This window comes from Streptomyces violaceorubidus (assembly GCF_000717995.1).
Lineage (GTDB): Bacteria > Actinomycetota > Actinomycetes > Streptomycetales > Streptomycetaceae > Streptomyces > Streptomyces violaceorubidus.
The window spans coordinates 47,371-64,980 of record NZ_JODM01000009.1; the positions used below are offsets into that span (position 1 = coordinate 47,371).

At 74.3% G+C, this 17,610-nt stretch carries 16 protein-coding genes and 1 pseudogene; 6 read left to right on the forward strand and 11 right to left on the reverse strand.

Annotation, left to right across the window (positions count from 1 at the left end):
- The first annotated feature begins 156 nt into the window (after positions 1–156).
- From IE94_RS0114385 to IE94_RS0114395, 3 genes are read left to right on the forward strand one after another with little or no spacing between them, the layout of a single operon-like run.
- Positions 157–663 carry an SRPBCC family protein gene (locus IE94_RS0114385; protein WP_030183439.1) on the forward strand — a complete coding sequence of 169 codons (507 nt, stop codon included), beginning with the start codon at positions 157–159 and terminating at the stop codon, positions 661–663.
- Positions 656–2,275, forward strand: a complete 1,620-nt coding sequence (locus tag IE94_RS0114390; protein WP_030183442.1) for a phytoene desaturase family protein — start codon at positions 656–658, stop codon at positions 2,273–2,275. Before IE94_RS0114385 ends, IE94_RS0114390 begins: the two co-directional genes overlap by 8 nt.
- A gap of 44 nt (positions 2,276–2,319) precedes the next feature.
- Complete coding sequence (locus IE94_RS0114395) at positions 2,320–3,198, forward strand: SDR family oxidoreductase (RefSeq protein WP_030183444.1); 879 nt, start codon at positions 2,320–2,322, stop codon at positions 3,196–3,198.
- Between the two features lie 84 nt (positions 3,199–3,282).
- Here the strand turns inward: IE94_RS0114395 and IE94_RS38045 are convergent.
- Positions 3,283–3,452 (reverse strand): annotated as a pseudogene (locus IE94_RS38045) (isorenieratene synthase); the annotation flags it as partial.
- A gap of 309 nt (positions 3,453–3,761) precedes the next feature.
- Here IE94_RS38045 and IE94_RS0114400 point away from each other — a divergent pair.
- Positions 3,762–4,253: an MSMEG_6728 family protein gene (locus IE94_RS0114400; protein WP_030183446.1), complete on the forward strand. Its 492-nt coding sequence runs from the start codon at positions 3,762–3,764 to the stop codon at positions 4,251–4,253.
- Between the two features lie 127 nt (positions 4,254–4,380).
- Positions 4,381–5,316 (forward strand): EamA family transporter, encoded by a 936-nt coding sequence (locus tag IE94_RS0114405; protein WP_030183449.1) that lies wholly within the window; start codon positions 4,381–4,383, stop codon positions 5,314–5,316.
- A gap of 18 nt (positions 5,317–5,334) precedes the next feature.
- Here the strand turns inward: IE94_RS0114405 and IE94_RS0114410 are convergent, their stop codons facing one another.
- The 7 genes from IE94_RS0114410 to IE94_RS0114440 form a co-directional block, all read right to left on the reverse strand.
- Positions 5,335–6,672: a lipase family protein gene (locus IE94_RS0114410; protein WP_030183452.1), complete on the reverse strand. Its 1,338-nt coding sequence runs from the start codon at positions 6,670–6,672 to the stop codon at positions 5,335–5,337.
- A gap of 158 nt (positions 6,673–6,830) precedes the next feature.
- Complete coding sequence (locus tag IE94_RS0114415; protein ID WP_030183455.1) at positions 6,831–7,427, reverse strand: 3'-5' exonuclease; 597 nt, start codon at positions 7,425–7,427, stop codon at positions 6,831–6,833.
- 56 nt (positions 7,428–7,483) lie between these two features.
- Positions 7,484–9,556 (reverse strand): siderophore ABC transporter permease CdtC, encoded by a 2,073-nt coding sequence (cdtC, locus tag IE94_RS0114420; protein WP_030183457.1) that lies wholly within the window; start codon positions 9,554–9,556, stop codon positions 7,484–7,486.
- 7 nt (positions 9,557–9,563) lie between these two features.
- Complete coding sequence (cdtB, locus tag IE94_RS0114425; RefSeq protein ID WP_030183460.1) at positions 9,564–10,547, reverse strand: siderophore ABC transporter substrate-binding protein CdtB; 984 nt, start codon at positions 10,545–10,547, stop codon at positions 9,564–9,566.
- Complete coding sequence (cdtA, locus tag IE94_RS0114430) at positions 10,544–11,407, reverse strand: siderophore ABC transporter ATP-binding protein CdtA (protein ID WP_030183462.1); 864 nt, start codon at positions 11,405–11,407, stop codon at positions 10,544–10,546. Before cdtA ends, cdtB begins: the two co-directional genes overlap by 4 nt.
- 102 nt (positions 11,408–11,509) lie before the next feature.
- Positions 11,510–12,073: an MSMEG_1061 family FMN-dependent PPOX-type flavoprotein gene (locus IE94_RS0114435; RefSeq protein ID WP_030183465.1), complete on the reverse strand. Its 564-nt coding sequence runs from the start codon at positions 12,071–12,073 to the stop codon at positions 11,510–11,512.
- Between the two features lie 114 nt (positions 12,074–12,187).
- Complete coding sequence (locus IE94_RS0114440; protein WP_030183467.1) at positions 12,188–13,384, reverse strand: spore photoproduct lyase family protein; 1,197 nt, start codon at positions 13,382–13,384, stop codon at positions 12,188–12,190.
- 157 nt (positions 13,385–13,541) lie between these two features.
- On the opposite strand from IE94_RS0114440, the gene IE94_RS0114445 reads away from it, so the two are divergent.
- Positions 13,542–13,727: a hypothetical protein gene (locus IE94_RS0114445; RefSeq protein ID WP_030183469.1), complete on the forward strand. Its 186-nt coding sequence runs from the start codon at positions 13,542–13,544 to the stop codon at positions 13,725–13,727.
- 27 nt (positions 13,728–13,754) lie between these two features.
- Here IE94_RS0114445 and IE94_RS0114450 read toward each other — a convergent pair whose 3' ends face one another.
- The 3 genes from IE94_RS0114450 to IE94_RS0114460 form a co-directional block, all read right to left on the reverse strand.
- Complete coding sequence (locus IE94_RS0114450; RefSeq protein ID WP_030183471.1) at positions 13,755–14,546, reverse strand: SAM-dependent methyltransferase; 792 nt, start codon at positions 14,544–14,546, stop codon at positions 13,755–13,757.
- A gap of 112 nt (positions 14,547–14,658) precedes the next feature.
- Complete coding sequence (locus IE94_RS0114455) at positions 14,659–15,303, reverse strand: sugar O-acetyltransferase (protein ID WP_030183474.1); 645 nt, start codon at positions 15,301–15,303, stop codon at positions 14,659–14,661.
- Positions 15,304–15,547: 244 nt separating this feature from the next.
- Complete coding sequence (locus tag IE94_RS0114460) at positions 15,548–17,593, reverse strand: beta-galactosidase (RefSeq protein ID WP_030183477.1); 2,046 nt, start codon at positions 17,591–17,593, stop codon at positions 15,548–15,550.
- Positions 17,594–17,610 lie beyond the last annotated feature (17 nt).

The following is a 17,610-nucleotide window of genomic DNA, read 5'->3' on the forward strand; positions in this document are numbered from 1 at the left end:
AGGCCTTGTCATCAGGTCCATGCCAATGCACGGGCTTTGTGTGCCGCCGGTCCCGGTCACCACCCGCCCCCGTGGTTGGCCGGTCGCCCACGGGGCACTCAGGCTGCGTCCTCGCAATGACGGCCGCATGACGGCCACCGAACGTGGGAGGCACGCGTGGCGGTTCGGCACAGGCTCATCCAGGCGACCCCGGACGCGGTCTGGGACGTCCTGGCGGACGGCGACCTGTACGTGGAATGGGTCGTCGGCCCCTCGGAGGTCACCCCCAGGGCCGGACAGTGGCCGCAGGTCGGCGCGACGATCGCGTACGAGGTACGGCTCGGGCCGCTGCGGCTGAACAACGAGTCGGTGGTCAGACGCTGCGTGCCGGGCTCCGAGCTGGAGCTGGAGGCGAAGGCGGGCAGCCTCGGCACGGCCCGGATCGCCGTCGAGCTGCGGCCCTGGGGCGAGCAGTGCCTGGTGATCGTGGACGAACACCCCCTGCGCGGCCCGGGGGGACTGCTGCACAACGTCGGCGTCGAGGCGCTGATCCAGGTGCGGCACCGGGCCATGCTCGCCAGGCTCGCGAAGCTGTGCGAGGTCCAGGCGGGCGACCGGTGCCGTCCCGACCCGCCCGACGCGGTGGGATCCGTGCAGTACCGTCCGGGAACCGGCCGTGCCTGACGCCGTCGTGGTCGGGGCGGGGCCCAACGGCCTGGTCGCGGCGAACCTGTTGGCCGACGCCGGCTGGAGCGTGACGGTCCTGGAGGAGCAGCCCGAGCCGGGCGGCGCGGTGCGGCACGACCGCGAGGTGGCCCCCGGCTTCGTCAACGACCTGTTCAGCTCCTTCTACCCGCTCGCCGCCGCCTCCCCGGTACTCGGCGGACTGCGGCTGGAGGAGCACGGGCTGCGCTGGGCCCACGCGCCCCACGTACTGGCCCACCCCCTGACCGACGGGGCCTGCGCCGTCCTCGACCGCGACCTCGCGACCACCGCCGCCTCCCTGGACGCCTTCGCCCCGGGGGACGGCGCCGCCTGGGAGCGGCTGCACGAGGTGTGGGACCGCTACCGCCCCGACATCCTGGACGCCCTCTTCACGCCCTTCCCGCCACTGCGCGCCGCTGCCCGGCTGGCCCTGCGGCTGCGCGGCGCCGGCGGGCTCAGGCTCGCCCGCACCCTGGTCCTGCCGGTGCGCCGGATGGGCGAGGAGGAGTTCCGGGGCGAGGGCGGCAGGCTGCTCCTGGCGGGCAACGCCCTGCACGCCGACCTCGCCCCCGAGGCGGCCGGCAGCGGCGGCTTCGGCTGGCTGATGTCGATGCTCGGGCAGACCTACGGCTTCCCCGTGCCGGTCGGCGGTTCCGGCGCCCTCACCGACGCCCTGGTCCACCGGCTGCGCGCCCGCGGCGGCACCCTGCACTGCGGACGGCGCGTCGAACGGGTCCTCGTTCGCGACCGGCGCGCCGTCGGCGTGCGCACCACCGACGGGGAGACGGTCACCGCCCGCCGCGCCGTCCTCGCGGACGTCTCCGTCCCCGCCCTGTACGGCGCGCTCGTCGCCCCGGCGGACCTGCCGGACCAGGTCGTCACCGACCTGCGGCGCTTCCAGTGGGACTTCGCCACCTTCAAGGTGGACTGGGCGCTGGACGGGCCCGTGCCCTGGACCTGCGCGCAGGCGGCGCGGGCCGGCACCGTGCACCTGTCCGACGGGCTCGACGAACTGACCCGGTTCGCCGCGCAGATCGCCATGCGGCAGGTCCCCGACCGGCCCTTCTCGCTCTTCGGCCAGATGACGACCACGGACCCGACCCGCTCGCCGCACGGCACCGAGTCCGCCTGGGCGTACACCCACGTCCCGCACGACGTCCGCGCCGACGCGGGCGGAGAGGGCATTACCGGCCGCTGGGACACCACGGACCGGGAACGGATGGCGGACCGGGTCGAGCGCCAGGTGGAGCGGTTCGCGCCGGGTTTCCGCTCGCTGATCCGGGCCCGCCGCGTGCTCGCCCCGCCGACGCTCCAGGCCATGGACGCCAACCTGGAGGGTGGGGCCATCAACGGCGGCACCACCGCCATGCACCAGCAACTGGTCTTCCGCCCGCTGCCCGGCACCGGGCGGCCGGAGACACCGGTGGCCGGCCTCTTCCTCGCCTCCGCGGGCGCCCACCCGGGCGGCGGGGTGCACGGAGCGCCCGGTGCCAACGCCGCGCGCGCCGCACTGCGCCGGCACCGGTTCGCGGACCTCGCCCGGGTGCAGCGGGCCCTGTCCCGGCGGGACCGGGCGGGCGACCGGCGGTGAACGCCCGTGAAGTGTTCCAGGAGTCCGAGGAAGGGGCCGCACCCGTGACCGACAGCCCACTCCAGAACCGCACCGTCGTGGTGACCGGCGCCGCGCGCGGACTCGGGGCCGCCCTGGCCCGCGCGTGCGCCCGGCGCGGCGCCCGCATCGCGCTGCTCGGCCTCGAGAAGCCGCGACTGGACGCCCTGGCCGCGGACCTGCCGACCCCGGCGCTCGCCGTCGAGACCGACGTCACCGATCCCGCCGCGCTGGCCGACGCGGCCGGTGAGACGCGTCGGCGCCTCGGGCGGCCGTCCGTCGTGGTGGCGAACGCCGGTGTCGCGTACGGCGGACCGTTCGCCACCTCGGACCCCGCCGAGTGGGGCCGCGCCGTCGACGTGAACCTGACGGGCAGCGCCCACACGGCCCGCGCGTTCCTGCCGGACCTGCTCGACACCGCCGGGTACCACCTCCAGATCGCCTCGCTGGCCTCGCTCGGCGCGGCCCCCATGATGAGCGCCTACTGTGCCTCCAAGGCGGGCGTGGAGGCCTTCGCCCACTCGCTGCGCGCCGAAGTGGCCCACCTCGGGGTCGCCGTGGGCATCGCGTACCTCAACTGGATCGACACCGACATGATCCGCGACGCCGACCGGTACCCGGTCCTGCGCGAACTGCGCGCCCACATGCCGCCGCCGGCCCGCCGCACCTTCCCGGTGGACGAGGTCGCCGCCCGGCTGGTGCGCGCCGTGGAGCGCCGCCGTACCGCCGTGTACGTGCCGGGCTGGCTGCGCCTGGTCCAGTTGGGGCGCGCGTCGTTGCCGCCCGCGGTCCTGCGGCTGTCCCGCCACGAGTTGCCCCGGCTGGAGGCCGAGGGCGCCCTGGGGCAGACCGGCCCGCTGGGCGCGGGCGGCCGGGCCGACCGCGCGGCGGACACGGGTGGGTGACGGGCCGGCGCCACCCCGTACGCGCCACCCCGTACGCGCCAGGCCGTACGCGCCAGGCCGTGCGGGTCGCCCTACGGGCGCCGGTCAGCGGGGCCCGAACCGTCGCACCGGCGTACGCAGCGGCGCGCAGCGGCCCCGGTCGGGCACCGTCCACGGCGTCTCGCCGCGCACGCGCCACCGCTCCAGCAGCGCGTTGGCGGCGAGGACCCCGGACGTGGCGGCCCCTCCATCAGCGCCACGGGACGGCCGGGCCGGGGTGCGGCCGGTGCGCCGGGGAGAGCCCGGCCCCTCCCGCGCCGACGACCACGATGCGGCCATGCTGCGTACGCGAACGTACGGCACGCACAACGGCGAGACCCAGGTCTCGGCCGGGGACGGGATTCCGCCGGGCGGGTGACCGCCGGACGGGAACCCGCTCCGGTGGCGTCGTGCCGGAAGCGAAGGGGGAAGGCATGACGCCGACCCGACGAGAGGACCCGCGATGTTCCCCAGCACGGCCGCCGAACGCCGCGGACAGGTGCGCGCCCGCGGCCGGTACCCCGGCTGAACGGAGCGGCACCACGATGCAGACCTTCCTCCCCCACCCCGGCTTCCGGGACTCGGCGCTGGCGCTGGACCGGCGCCGCCTCGGCAAACAGCGTGTCGAGGCGCTCCAGGTGCTGCGCGGACTCACCGTCCCCGGCTACGGCTGGCGCCACCACCCGGCGGTGCGGATGTGGACGGGCTACGAGGAGGCACTCGTCCGCTACGGCCTCGACGTCTGCCGGGTCTGGCGCGAGCACGGGCACCAGGACAGCTGTGCGGCCTCCCTCGTCGCCGGGCTCGCCGAGGTGCGTCCGGGCGAGCCGGTGCGCGACCAGCCGGAACTGGCGGCCGCCGGGGAACTGCCGCCCTGGCTGGGCGACGAGGCGTTCCACCGCAGCCACCGCTCGGCCCTGGTGCGCAAGGACCCCGCGGTGTACGCCGAGTTGTTCCCCGGCGTCCCGGACGACCTGCCCTATGTGTGGCCGAGTTCGGACCGGGCGCGCGGGCAGGCGGGCGGCGCCGAAGCCTAGGGGGGCGATCCGGTCACGCGGCGGAGAACCCGGAGGACGTGTGAGGGGCCCCGGCACGGATTGGTCCCCGACGGCGCACGCGGAGTGGACCTCTTGGCGGACCGCAGCGCTCCCTAGCGTCGTCGTCATGAACGCCACCACCGCCCGCGGCGCCCTGCTCGCCGCGCTCGCCTGTGTCCTCGTCGGAGGGTCCTTCACCGCCAACAGCCTGCTGGGCCACTACCCGTACGCGGGCGGCCAGTTCCTGCGCTACGGGCTGGCCTTCCTGCTGCTCGTCCCGCTGGCCGGGCCCGGCGCGGCCACCCGGTTGCGGATGCTCGGCGCCGCCCGCTGGCTGCGTCTCGCACTGCTCGCCGCCGTCGGCATGGTCGGCTTCAACCTGGCCGTCCTCGCCGCGGAACGCACGGCGGAGCCCGCGGTACCCGGCGTCTTCGTGGGCTGCGCGCCCGTGGTGGTCGCCGTCGTCGCCCCCCTCCTGGCGGGGCGCCGTCCGCAACGGGCGGTCCTGTACGGGGCGTCGGCCGTGGCCGTGGGTGCCTTCGCGGTCCAGGGCTGGGGACGCACCGACGGCGCGGGCATCGCCTTCTCGGTGTGCGCCCTGGTGGGGGAGGTCGGCTTCGCCGTGCTGGCCGTGCCCGTCCTGCGGCCGTTGGGGCCGCGACTGCTGTCCACCGTGGTGTGCGGCATCGCGGCGGCCGAGTCGGCGGTGGCGGGCGTCCTGGCCGACGGGACCGGGTGGCTGCCCCGCCCGGACGCGGTGGAGGCGGGCGCGCTGCTGTGGCAGGCGGTGGTGGTCACCGTCGTCGGGTTCGTGTGCTGGTACATGGGCATGCAGCGGATCGGGGCCGAGCGCGCCACACTGTTCTCCGGTCTGATCCCGGTCGCCGCCGCCGGTACCGCACCGCTCGTCGGTACCGGCTCCTACGGCGCCGCCCAGGCGGTGGGCAGCGCGCTGGTCTTCGCCGGGGTCGCCGCGGGGTCGGGCGCGCTCACCTTCGGCCGCGGACGGCGGCCCGCGGCCGGGGCCCGCAGGGCGCCCGAGCGGGCCCTGGAGAAGCTGTAGCGGTCCTTCGAGGTCGTCTCAGGGCTGTACGGGCATGCTCCAGCAGTTGGAGCCGGCGGGCTCGCCGGAGAGCCGGTCGGTGAGCCAGGAGATGGCGTTGCCCTGATCCGTGAGCAACGGGCCGAAGTGGTTGAGCAGGCCGCTGCCCACGTTCGGCAGCAGCACGGGAGCGTAGGTCACCTTCCCGCCCTTGGCGCACCAGTCGACGGCCAGTCGGCGGGCCTGCCCGTGGGGGACCAGGTCGTCGCTGACGCCCGTGGCCAGACGGACCGGTCCCGCGGGCTTCAGCGAGCCGATGCGCTGCTTCGCGAGGAAGGTCTGGAGTGCGGGCTCAGCCTCGATGACGTCGCTGATGGACTGCCCGGTCTTCGTCCAGTCGGTGCTGTCGGCGCCGCCGTAGCCGAAGAGCGCGTCGCCCACGCACATGGTCGACAGATCCTTCAGCGCCTCCTGACCGGCCTCGTTGATGTACCGGTCGGCGATGGGCCGCAGGGCCGGTTCGGTCTGCAGGAAGCCGTTGAGCGACCAGCCCAGCGCGCCCGCGAGGTCGCTGCCGTCGATCGCCCGGGTCACCTCGGTGAGGTCGGCGGGCGGCGCTCCGGCGTAGGTGCCGGCCAGCGGGACGTCGGGGGCGTAGGACGGCTGCAGTTCGGCCGCGGCGGCCGTGGCGCCGCCGCCCTGGCTGTATCCGAACAGACCCACCCGGGAGTCGGCGGTGACGGACGCCGAGTCGAGGGAGCGCGCGGCGCGTACGGCGTCCAGTACGGCGTGGGCCCCGTCGACCCGGTTGACGTAGGTGTGCAGCCGGTCGGTGGCGCCCAGGCCCACGTAGTCGGTGACGACGACGGCGACGCCGCGCAGCAGCAGCCGGTAGACCGACAGGTCCTCGTAACCGACCGACACCGTCTGCCCGTTGAGCTGCAACGGGTGCTCCAGGGCCATCGAGGCGGCGCACTGGTCGCCCTGCCCCATGGTGCCCGGCGCGACGGCGACCAGGGGGCGGGGTCCGTCGCCGCGCCACTTCGCGGCCGGTTCGATGTAGGCGCCGGTCACGGCGACCGCCTCGCTGTTCGCGTCGGTGGTCTTGTACATCAGCCGGGTCGCCCGGCCGGGGAGCGGGCCGTCGATGCCCGGCAGGCTCAGTGCCAGGGGGAGCGGCTCGTGGCGTATCAGGGTGCCGTCGGCGCCGGGGAGTTCGGACGGCGGGGTGTAGAACGCGGGGATCTCGATGCCGCGGGACGTCGTGGTCGCGGAGGCGTCGGCCGGGCCGTCGGCCGCGGCGGCGGGGACGGCCTGGGCGCCGAGGGCGAGGGCGGCGACGATCGCCGCGGCGAGCATGCGGGGACGTGGGGGCATGGCGAACCTCCTGGGGAAGGGCCGGATCCGGTCGTCCGCGGTCCCGTGGGGCCGGCACCGCGGTCGCGCTGCTCCTGTGGGGTTACGGGACCGTAACCGGGCAGGGGTTACCAGGGGTAGCACCTGACTCATTACGGTTCAGTAACTTGACGTCTCGTCTAACAAAGGCCGGGCCAGGCGCCGAGGCGGGCCAAGTGGAGCACCAGCGCGGCGATGTTCCAGGCATCGTCCACGCCCCGGTGGTGCCGCCCCTCCAGGGGCAGTCCGGCGATCTCCAGGGCCCGCGCCATGCCGGGGCGACGGCGCAGCCCGTGGGCGTCGGTGAAGAGCGCCTTGGCGTTGGTGTGCGCACGCTCGGCCGGGTGGCCGAAGGGGTAGGGCACCCCGTCGGCCGCGCACTGGCGGACGAACTGCTTGCGGTCGTAGGCGCCCCAACTCGCCCAGGGCCGCCCGCCCGCGCCGTGTTCCCGCACCAGCGTGTCGCAGGCCCGGGCGAGACTCACGCCCCGGTCGGCCTCGGCCTCGGTGATACCGGTCAGCTCCGTGCAGAAGGCGCTGACGCGGGAGCGGGCGGGCCGCACCAGGATCCGGTGCCGGGCCACCCGCTCCCGGGCACCGAGGTCGACGACGGCGAGCCCGATCTCGATGATCTCGCTCACCGCGCCGGGCGGCGGCTGCCCGTCCCAGCAGGTGGCCTCCAGGTCGATGACGTTCAGCAGGCCCGCGTGGCCCCCGTCCGCGGCGCGCCGGTCCATGACGGCACGGTACGGGGGCACGGCGTCCACCGGCACGCCGTTTTTCCCCGCGGTGCCTAGCGACGGCTCCGTACCAGCAGGTAGAGGAAGTACGGCGTGCCGATCACCGCCGTCATCAGGCCCGCGCCCAGCTGGGCCGGGGCGATGACCGTGCGGCCGAGCAGGTCGGCGGCGCACACGAGTGTGGCGCCGAGCAGGATCGCGACCGGCACCACCCGCACGTGCCGCCGGCCCACCAGGGCGCGTGCCGCGTGCGGGGCGACCAGCCCGACGAACCCGATGGTGCCCGCGCAGGCCACGGCGGTCGCGCTGAGGACGACGCTCAGCACCAGGAACCCGAGCCGCCCAGGAGCCAGCCGCAGCCCGAGCAGGCGCGGCGTGTCCTCGTCCAGCGAGATCAGGTCCAGTTCGGTGCGCCGGGCGACGGCGACGCCGATGCCGACCAGCAGCGCCAGCGCGACCGGCAGGACGTCCGGCATGGTCCGCCCGTAGGTCGAACCCGACAGCCAGGTCAGCGCCTTGTTGGCGTTGAACGGGTCGGTGAGCACGATCAGCAGACTGATCAGCGCAGCCGTCCCGGAGGCCACCCCGATGCCGACGAGGACCAGCCGGTTCTGCCGGAAACCGCCCCTGGCGGCGAGACCGAAGACGAGGACGGCGGTGACGGCCGACCCCGCGAACGCGGCCCCCGCCACGCCCCATGTTCCGGCGGCCGGCACGGTGGTCACCAGGATCACCGCGCCCAGCGCGCCGCCGCCGGTCACGCCGAGGACGTTCGGTTCGGCGAGCGGGTTGCGGGTGACGGCCTGCACGAGCGTGCCGGCCAGGGCGAGCGCCGCGCCCGCGCCCAGCGCCGCGAGCACCCGCGGCACCCGCGTGTCCAGGACGAAGGAGACGGTCCGGCCGGCCCGGCCCTGCGCCCAGTTGACGACGTCACCGAGCAGCAGCCTGGTGTCGCCCACCAGCACGGCGGCGATCACGAGGCCCACCAGCACCACCACCAGCACGGCGACCGTGGCCGAGAACACCGCCCGGCTCGGGATCCGCAGCCGGTCCGGCGCCCCCGCCCCCGCGGTGTCGCGCACCCGCAGCGCCATGGCGACCAGGAACACGGCGCCGAGCAGGCTGGTGACGACGCCCGTCGGCACGGCCACCGAGCGGTCGTCGGGGACCAGGGCCCGCAGCAGCACGTCCGAACCGAGCACCAGGGCCGCGCCGGTGAGCGCCGCCGCGGGCATGGCCGTACGGGAGCGGCTGAAACCGCGGAAGCGGCGGGCGAGCGGGCGCACCAGGGCGGGCGCGCACAGTCCCACGAAGCCGATGGGGCCGGCGAGCGTCACCGCGGCGGCGGACAGCAGCGCCGCGAGGACGACGACGGTGACCCGGGTGGCCCGCACCGGGACGCCGAGGCCGCGCGCCGCGTCGTCACCGAGGGCCAGCGCGTCCACCCGGCGGGCCGTCAGCATCAGCCCGGCCAGCCCGATCAGGGCGATCGGCAGCATCTGCACGACGCCGTCGAAGCCGTTCTGGGCGATGCTGCCCTGGTTCCACGCGTACAGGCCCTTCGTCTGCTCCGGGAAGAGCAGCAGCAGTGACTCCGTCATGGAGTGCAGACCCAGCATCAGCGCGGTGCCGGCCAGCACCAGCCGGACGGTGCCCGTGCCGAGGCCGGACAGTCCGAGAACGACGGCCGCCGCCGCCAGGCCGCCCACGAAGGCGATGCCGGAGGAGGCGAGCAACGGCAGCGAGAGGCCGGTCGCGCCGGCCAGCCCCAGCGCCAGGTAGGAACCCGCGTTCACCGCGAGGGTGTCGGGGGAGGCGAGCACGTTGCGGCTGACCGCCTGGAGCACGGCGCCGGCCATGCCGAGGACGACGCCGACCAGGAGCCCCGCGGTCATCCGGGGCAGCCGGGAGGCGACCACGACGGACGCGTCGTTCGGATCGGCCCGCCCGGTCAGGGCCTTGAGGACCTCGGACGGCCCGACGGCCGCGGTGCCCTGCGTGATGTCGACGACGGCGAGCACGGCGACCAGCAGGACGATTCCGGCCGTCACCGCGGCCGCGCCCGACCGGGAGGTGGGAACCGTCGACGGACGGGCCGCGGTGGGTTCGGTTGCGGTGACGGCCATGGCCCCGCTACTTCGTCAGGGCGCCGACGACGGCGTCGATGTACGCCTCCATCGACCCGGGACCGCCGAACATCCAGATGCCGTCGTCGAGGCGGTGCACGTCGCCGGCCTTCACGAACGGCAGGGACCTCCAGACCGAGTTCTTGGCCAGCTCACCGGTGAAGGGGGTGGCGCTCGGATCGTCGTCGTTGCCGATGTAGGCGAACCGGGTGTCCTCGGGCAGCTTGGTCAGGCCCTCGACGTCGGTGGTGCCGAGACCGTAGGCCGCGTCGCCCTTCACCGTCCAGGCGTTCTTCAGACCGATCGCCTCGTTGACCTCGCCGATGAGCGAGTTCGCGGTGTAGGGGCGGATCGAGACCTGGTTGGAGGCGACGTAGCCGTCGGCGAAGGCGAAGTCCTTGCCGGCCGACCCGGCGTCGGCCAGGGCCTTCTTGCCCTCGGCGACCTTGGCCTCGAAGCCCTCGCGCAGCGACTTGGCCCGGTCCGTGGTGCCGGTGGCCCGGGCGATGAGGTCGACGTTCTCCAGCATCCGGTCGATCTGGCCGGTGCCGTCGGCGGACTTCACCTCGATCACCGGGGCGACCTCGCGCAACTGCTTCACGGCGGCGGGGGTGAGATCCGTGGTGGCGACGATGAGGTCGGGCGCGAGGGAGGCGACGGTGTCCATGCTCGGCTCGCCGCGGGTGCCGATGTCCTTGGGCTCGTTCTTCAGCGGAACGGCGCTGTCCCAGGTCTTGTAGCCCTTGACGTCCGCGACGCCGACCGGGTCCACCCCGAGCGAGACGAGGCTCTCGACGACGTTCCACTCGGTGGCGACGACCTTGGTGGCCGGCCCGTCGAGCTTGACCTCGGTGCCCTTGCCGTCCTTGAGCGTGATCGCCTCGGAGGCCTTCTTCTCCGTCGTGTCGGCGGCGGGTTCGGTGGTGCCGCAGGCGGAGAGGGTGAGCGCCGCGGCGGTGGCGGCGGCCGCGGTGAGCAGGAGGCGTCTCATGAGGTGGTGCCGAGCCTTTCGGGGGTTCGTATGTGGTGGCGGCCGATCGGGCGGGTGCGCAGCCGGCCGGTCAGTGGGTCGGTGTCGACATCGATCCGGATGCCGTAGACGGCGGTCAGCCGCTGGGGCGTCAGCACGTCCTCGGGCGTGCCCTCGGCGACGATCCGGCCCGCTTCGAGGAGCGCGATCCGGTCGGCGACGGCCGCCGCCTGGTCGAGGTCGTGCAGGACGACCCCGACGGCGATGCCGTGGTCGTCCGCCAGGTCGCGGACGAGGTCGAGGAGTTCGACCTGGTAGCGCAGGTCGAGGTAGGTCGTGGGTTCGTCCAGGAGCAGTACGCCGGTCTCCTGGGCGAGGCAGCTGGCGAGCCACACCCGCTGCAACTGCCCACCGGAGAGGTGGTCGGCGCCGCGGTCGGCGAGGCCGTCGACGCCGGTGAGGGCGAGCGCCCGGTCGACGGCGGCCGGGCCGTCCGGATCGGGCCGCCCCCAACGGCCCCGGTACGGATACCGGCCGAACTCCACGACGTCCCGCACGGTCAGCCCGCCGGGCGTCGGCCGTCCCTGGGTCAGCAGGGCGACGTACCGCGAGAACTCACGGGACGTCAGCGCCAGTCCGTCGGTGGTGCCGTCCAGGCTGAGCGTGGCCCTGCGGGCCCGCTGCAGCCGGGCGACGGTCCGCAGCAGCGTCGACTTCCCGCTGCCGTTGGGGCCCACCAGGACGGTCACTTCGCCGGGCTTGAGCCTGACCCCCGCGTCGTGCACGACATCGACGCCGTCGTACGCGACGGTCACGCCCGTCGCCGACAGCTCATGTCCGCGCAGGCGCGGGGTACCGGCTGCGTCTTCAGCTGATCTCACGTAGCGAAGGTTAGCCTAACCTAAAAACGGCTGGTAGAGACGGGGCTCACAATGCCCCCGCGGCGCGTGCTCCGGCCCTCGCCGCCGGATGGTGCGCAGGGCTCAACTCGCCTGCGGGGACCGCTCTTTCCACAGTCCCGCCCGGTTCAGGGACATCGGGCAGTGGAGGTAGATCTCGTCGATCTCCAGGAGCAGGGCGAGCTCCGGACGCCTTCCGTCCCGCGCCATCGCGTCGAAGAAGGGCGCGTCGGTGAGGATCCGGGCCCGGCCGTTGACGCGGAGCACTTCCTTGCCGCCGGGGACCAGATACAGCAGACCGGCGTGCGGATTGTCGAGGATGTTGTGGAAGCTGTCCCCGCGCCGGTTGCCCGGCCGGTCCGGCAGGGCGAGGGTGCCGGGGTCGAGGACGTGGGTGAAGCCCGGTGCGTCGCCGCGGGGCGACACGTCGCAGTTGCCGCCCGCGTCGGAGGTCGCCAGGAGGCAGAAGGGGGAGCGGTCCAGGATGTCCCGGTCGTCGTCCGTGAGCCGGTCGTGCACCTTGTCGATGACGAGGGGCCAGGGTTCGCCCAGCAGCTCGCGCAGGTGTGCGCGTGAGTCGAGTTCGACCCAGCCGTCCTCGGTGACGGCCCGGGGCCGGGCTCCGGTCGTGTCGGTCGTGTGAGGCAAGGCCGGCTCCCGAGTGTGCTCGCGGAACTGCCGGAAGGGGTGCTTCCGGAAGTTGTTGCACACGAAACATTATCTGATCTTAGGTTCGCCTTACCTGATGGCCGTGGACCGGCCTCAGAAGGCGTACCGGATCCGCAGCCAGGGCGTGCGGGCGGCGACCAGCGCACGGAGCCGGGCGACCGCCCCGGCCTTGACGTCCGCCCGGTAACGGACGTTGAGCGCGCCGTTCTCCGAGCGCTTGGCCTGCTGGATCTCCGGCCGCCACAGCACTTCCTCGGCGCGGGGGTGCCAGCCCAGGTTGACCTCGTGCAGGTCCCGGTTGTGCGTCAGCATGATCACCTCGGCGGCGGCCTGCCGCTTGACCCGCTCGGGCAGGACGTCGTCGAGGTGCCGCAGCAACTCCGCCCAGGCCTCCTCCCAGCCCGGCCGCATCACCACGGGGGAGAGGTTGAAGTGCACCTCGTACCCGGCGTCCAGGAAGTCGCCGGCCGCGGCGATGCGATCGGCGACGGGCGAGGTGCGCACGTCCAGCAGCCGGGAGTCGTCCGGCGGCATCAGGGAGAACCGGATCCGGGTCCGGCCGCGCGGGTCCAGCGCGAGGAGGTCGGGATTGACGAACTTCGTCGCGAAGGACGCCTTGGCCGTCGGCCACTGCCGGAAGGCGTGCACCAGGTCCGCGGTGTTGTCGCAGATCAGCGCGTCCACCGAGCAGTCGCCGTTCTCACCGACGTCGTAGACCCAGGCGTCGGCGTCGCACTGGTTCGGCTCGCGCTTGGGACCCTGCCGGGCGATGTGCCGGCCGAGGTGGGCGATGATCCGGTCCATGTTCGTGAAGACGGTGACGGGGTTGGCGTACCCCTTGCGGCGCGGCACGTAGCAGTAGGCGCAGGCCATGGCGCAGCCGTTGGAGGCGCCCGGCGCGATCCAGTCCGCGGAGCGCCCGTTGGGCCGGGTGGTCAGCGTCTTGCGCTCCCCGAGGACGAGCGTCTCGCCCTTGACCCGCACCCACCGCTCGACGTTCCCCTCGTTGCCGTGCAGCCCCGGGATGCCCCAGTGGGAGTCCACCTCGACCACGCGGGCGTCGGGGAACCGGGCGAGGACCTGCCGGCCGCGCGGGGAGGCGGCGGCGGCCGGCTCGGCGTGGATCTCCCGCACCGGCAGCAGCCGGCGGGCGGCGGCGGAGTCCCGGAAGAGCGGACGGGAGGGTGGCGGCCCGGAGGCGGACGGTCCGGACGACGGACCGGGCGCGAGGGCGTCCAGGCCGAACAGCGTCCCGGAACCCTCGTCCGGCGCGGTGGACGGATCGTGCATGGGGGCTCCGGGGCGGGGTGCGGGAGGGGCCGGGCGGGTTCGCCGCGGTCCGCTCCCTCCACTGTACGAAGCGTGCGGCGCCCTTCGCCGTGTCACGCGGCCCGCCGGGGGCATACGCGAGGGGTGGCACCGCCCCGGTGCCGCCCGATCCGAAGGGATGTACACCGTGCTCGCCATCGTCGCGGCGGTTCTGTTCCTCATCGCCTGGCTGATCAACGCGGCGGAGGTGTCGACCAACGACGTCTTCACCTCCACCAACGTCATGCTCATCGGCCTCGCCCTGCTGGCCCTGCACGTCGCCGGGATCGGCAGCGGCTGGGCGACGCACCGGCGCCGCCGCTGAGCCGTCGTCCCGCACGCGTGGCACGCGTCAGGGGATGCGCGCCACGCCCGCGTAGACACCGCTCTCCTCCGGCGCGGGCGCCTCCAGGCCGTCGCCGGACCACTCGGTGGCCGTGACCAGGCCGGGCGGCACCAGTTCCAGACCGTCGAAGAAGCGGGCGACCTCCGCCCGGGTGCGGAAGCCGAGCCGGATGCCGCCCTTGGCGTACTGGGCGATCACCTGCTCCGCCAGCTCGGGGAAGAGGTCGATCGCGGCGTGCGACAGGACCAGGTGGCTGCCGGACGGGAGGGTCTCCACCAGCCCCCGGACGATTCCGTGGGCGTCCTGGTCGTCGGGGACGAAGTGCATCAGCGCGATCAGCGACAGCGCGATCGGCCGGTCGAAGTCCAGGATCCCGCGGGCGTGCCGCACGATCTCCTCGGGCTCGCGCACATCGGCCTGGATGTAGTCCGTGGCCCCCTCGGGGCTGCTGACCAGCAGGGCCTCCGCGTGCCGCAGCACGATGGGGTCGTTGTCGGCGTAGACGACCCTGGCGGTCGGCACCGTCCGCTGGACGATCTGGTGCAGGTTGGGCTCGGTCGGGATGCCCGTGCCGATGTCCAGGAACTGGTCGATGCCCCGCGCGGCGAGGTGCGCCACCGCGCGGTTCATGAACGCGCGGTTCTGCCGCGCCGCGTCCCGCGCCTGGGGCGGCAGGGTCTCGCCCACCGCCTCGTCGACCGGGTAGTTGTCCTTGCCGCCCAGCAGCCAGTCGTAGACCCGCGCCGGGTGGGCCCGGCCGGTGTCGATGTGGGGAGGCGGGGTGTGGTCCGTGGTCATGGCAGGCTCCGTGCTCCGGGAGGTGACGCTCCGCCGCAGTTCTGGATCATCGTACTGCGGCGCCGCCGTGCCATGTGCCGGGCGTTCGACGGCAGTTGCCGGCCCGCCGCGGTCACCGGCCCCGGCCCGTACCCAGGGTGCGGGGCGGACGGTAGGCCCACTCGCGGTCGGCGTCCGTGATCTCGCGCAGCACCCGGGCCGGGGCCCCGGCGACGACCGTCATCGGCGGCACATGGGCCGTCACCACACTGCCCGCGCCGACCACCGAGCCCCGGCCGACGGTGACCCCCGGCATGATCAGCGCGCCGGCCCCGATCCACACGTCGTCCTCGACGCGCACCGGCGCCGAGAACTGCGTGCCGTCCCGGCGCAGATCCGGGTGGACGGGGTGCCCGGTGGTGCTGACGGTCACGTGCGGGGCGAACATCACCCGGTCCCCGACGAAGACCTCGACGTCGTCGACGAGGGTGAGGCCGAAGTTGGCGTACACGTCGTCGCCCAGGCGCACCCGGTTGCCGTAGGCCACGTGCAGCGGCGGCTCGATCCACACTCCCGTGCCGAGCGAGGCGAGCAGCTCCTTCAGGAGCGCCCGGCGGCCCTCGTCGTCCCGCGCGCCGGTCCGGTTGTAGGCGTCCGCCAGTTCCTTGCCGCGCAGGCGTTCCTCCGCCAGGGCCTCCAGCCCCGGGGCGCCGTCCGAGTACAGCTCCCGGGCGGCCATCCTGCGGCGGACCTCGTGCTCACGGGGGTCGGTGGTCATGCGCTCTCCTCGTGTCCGTACGGGACGGTCGGCAGGGGCGGGCAGGGATCAGCCGGCGGACACGTCCGTCGGCGTCCAGCGCTGGTGGCACCGGAGTCGGGCGGTCAGGCCGTGACGGCCGCGCCCTCGTGGGGTGTGGTGGTGGTCGCTGCGGCGGCCCCTGCCACCCGGTGGCGGGCAGGAGGGGAGGGCCCCGGAGCGGGTGCGTGCCGCTCCGGGGCGACCGGAAGGTGCGGGTGTGCGCCTAGGCGGTGGGCGTGCGCAGGACGGCGACTCCCCGGGCCGCCAGGACGACGGCGCCCGCGTCCCCGGTGTCGCCCACCAGGACCTCTCCGCTGAGCCCGGGGACGGTCACGGGCTCGTCGGTCCGGTTGACCAGGAACAGGAACCGTCCGCCGGGACCGCGACGCACGGCGGTCTCGACCCGCCCGCGCACCGGGGCGGGCAGCTCGCTCGTCACCCCGGCCGGCTCCAGCAGCCTCGGCAGCAGTCCGGCCAGCCCCTCGGCGCCGAGCCGGGTGGAGACGTAGGCGGCCGAACCGGCGCCCGCGCCGCGCCGGGTGACCGCGGGGCGGCCCGCGTGCGCACCGGTGCGGTAGCGGACGAGCACCTCGGTCCCCGGAGCGGTGACGGTGACGTGGTCGGTCCACAGGCCGCCGGTGCTGTCGTCGTCCAGTTCCACGCTCTGCCCGGCGGGCAGCGGGCCGAACTCCTCGACGCGGATGCCGAGCAGGTCCCGCAGCGCGCCCGGGTAACCGCCGAGCCACACGTGGTCGTTCTCGTCCACGATGCCGGAGAAGTACGTGGTGACCAGGTGCCCGCCCTGCTCGGCGTAGCGGGTGAGATCCTTGGCCAGCTCGGCCGGGACCAGGTGCAGCACCGGCGCGATCAGCACCCGGTGACGGCTCAGGTCGGCGCCGGTGGTCACGACGTCGGCGCGGATGCCCAGGGAGAGCAGCGCCGAGTACCAGTCGAGCGCCTCCTGGTGGTAGTCGAGCAGCGAGGTGGGGTGCGAGTCCTGCTCGCTCGCCCACCTCGACTCCCAGTCGAAGAGGATGCCGACCTCGGCCGGCTCCCGCTCGCTCCCGGCGACCGGCGCGAGGGTCTTCAGCGTGTCGCCGAGCGCGGTGACCGCGCGGAACAGCTCGCTGTCCGCACCGGCGTGCGGGACCATCGCCGAGTGGTACTTCTCGGCGCCGGCCGCCGACTGGCGCCACTGGAAGAAGCAGACCGCGTCGGCGCCGTGCGCCACGTGGGTCAGCGAGTCCCGGGCCATCTCGCCCGGCCGCTTGGCCAGGTTGACGGGCTGCCAGTTCACGGCGCTGGTGGAGTGCTCCATCAGGAACCAGGGCCGGCCGCCCGCGATGCCGCTGGTGAGGTTCGCCGAGAACGACAGCTCGTCCCGGGCCTGCGGGTGCGGGACGACGTAGTGGTCGTTGGCGACGAAGTCCACCTCGCCGGCCCAGTCCGCGTAGTTCATGCCCTTGGTGCCGGGCATCACCATGAAGTTGGTGGTGACGGGTACGTCGGGGGTCAGCTCCCGCAGCAGGTCCCGCTCCGCGCGCAGGTGATCCTTGAGTGCGTCCGAGGAGAAGCGCTTGAAGTCCAGCTGCTGGGTCGGGTTCGGGTGCGAGGCCGCCAGCCGGGGCGGCAGGATCTCCTCCCAGTCGCCGTAGCGCTGCGACCAGAACGCCGTGCCCCAGGCGTGGTTGAGGGCATCCGTCGTGCCGTACCGCGCGCGCAGCCAGTCCCGGAAGGCACGGGCCGCGTCGTCGGAGTAGTCGTAGACGTTGTGGCAGCCCAGTTCGTTGTTGACGTGCCAGGCGATGAGGGCCGGGTGCTCGGCGTAGCGCGTCGCCAGCTTCCGCACCAGGCGCAGGGCGTGCTCGCGGAAGACCGGCGAGGTCGGGCGCCAGTGCTGGCGCGCTCCCGGCCACAGCGTCTCGCCCCGCTCGGTGACCGGGAGGATCTCGGGGTGCGCGGTGGTCAGCCAGGGCGGCGGGGAGGCGGTCGCGGTCGCCAGGTCGACGCCGACGCCGTGCTCGTGCAGCAGGTCCATCACCTCGTCGAGCCAGGCGAAGTCCCAGGTGTCCGGGCCGGGTTGGATCCGGGCCCAGGAGAAGATGCCGAGCGAGACGATGTTCACGCCGGCCGCGCGCATCAGCCGTACGTCCTCCTCCCACACCGCGCGGGGCCACTGCTCGGGGTTGTAGTCGGCGCCGTAGGCCAGACGCGGGGTGGGCGCACCGTCCGTCCCGCGGTGCGGGCGGGAGTGGAGGGTGGAGATCATGGCGGTCCTTCCGGTGG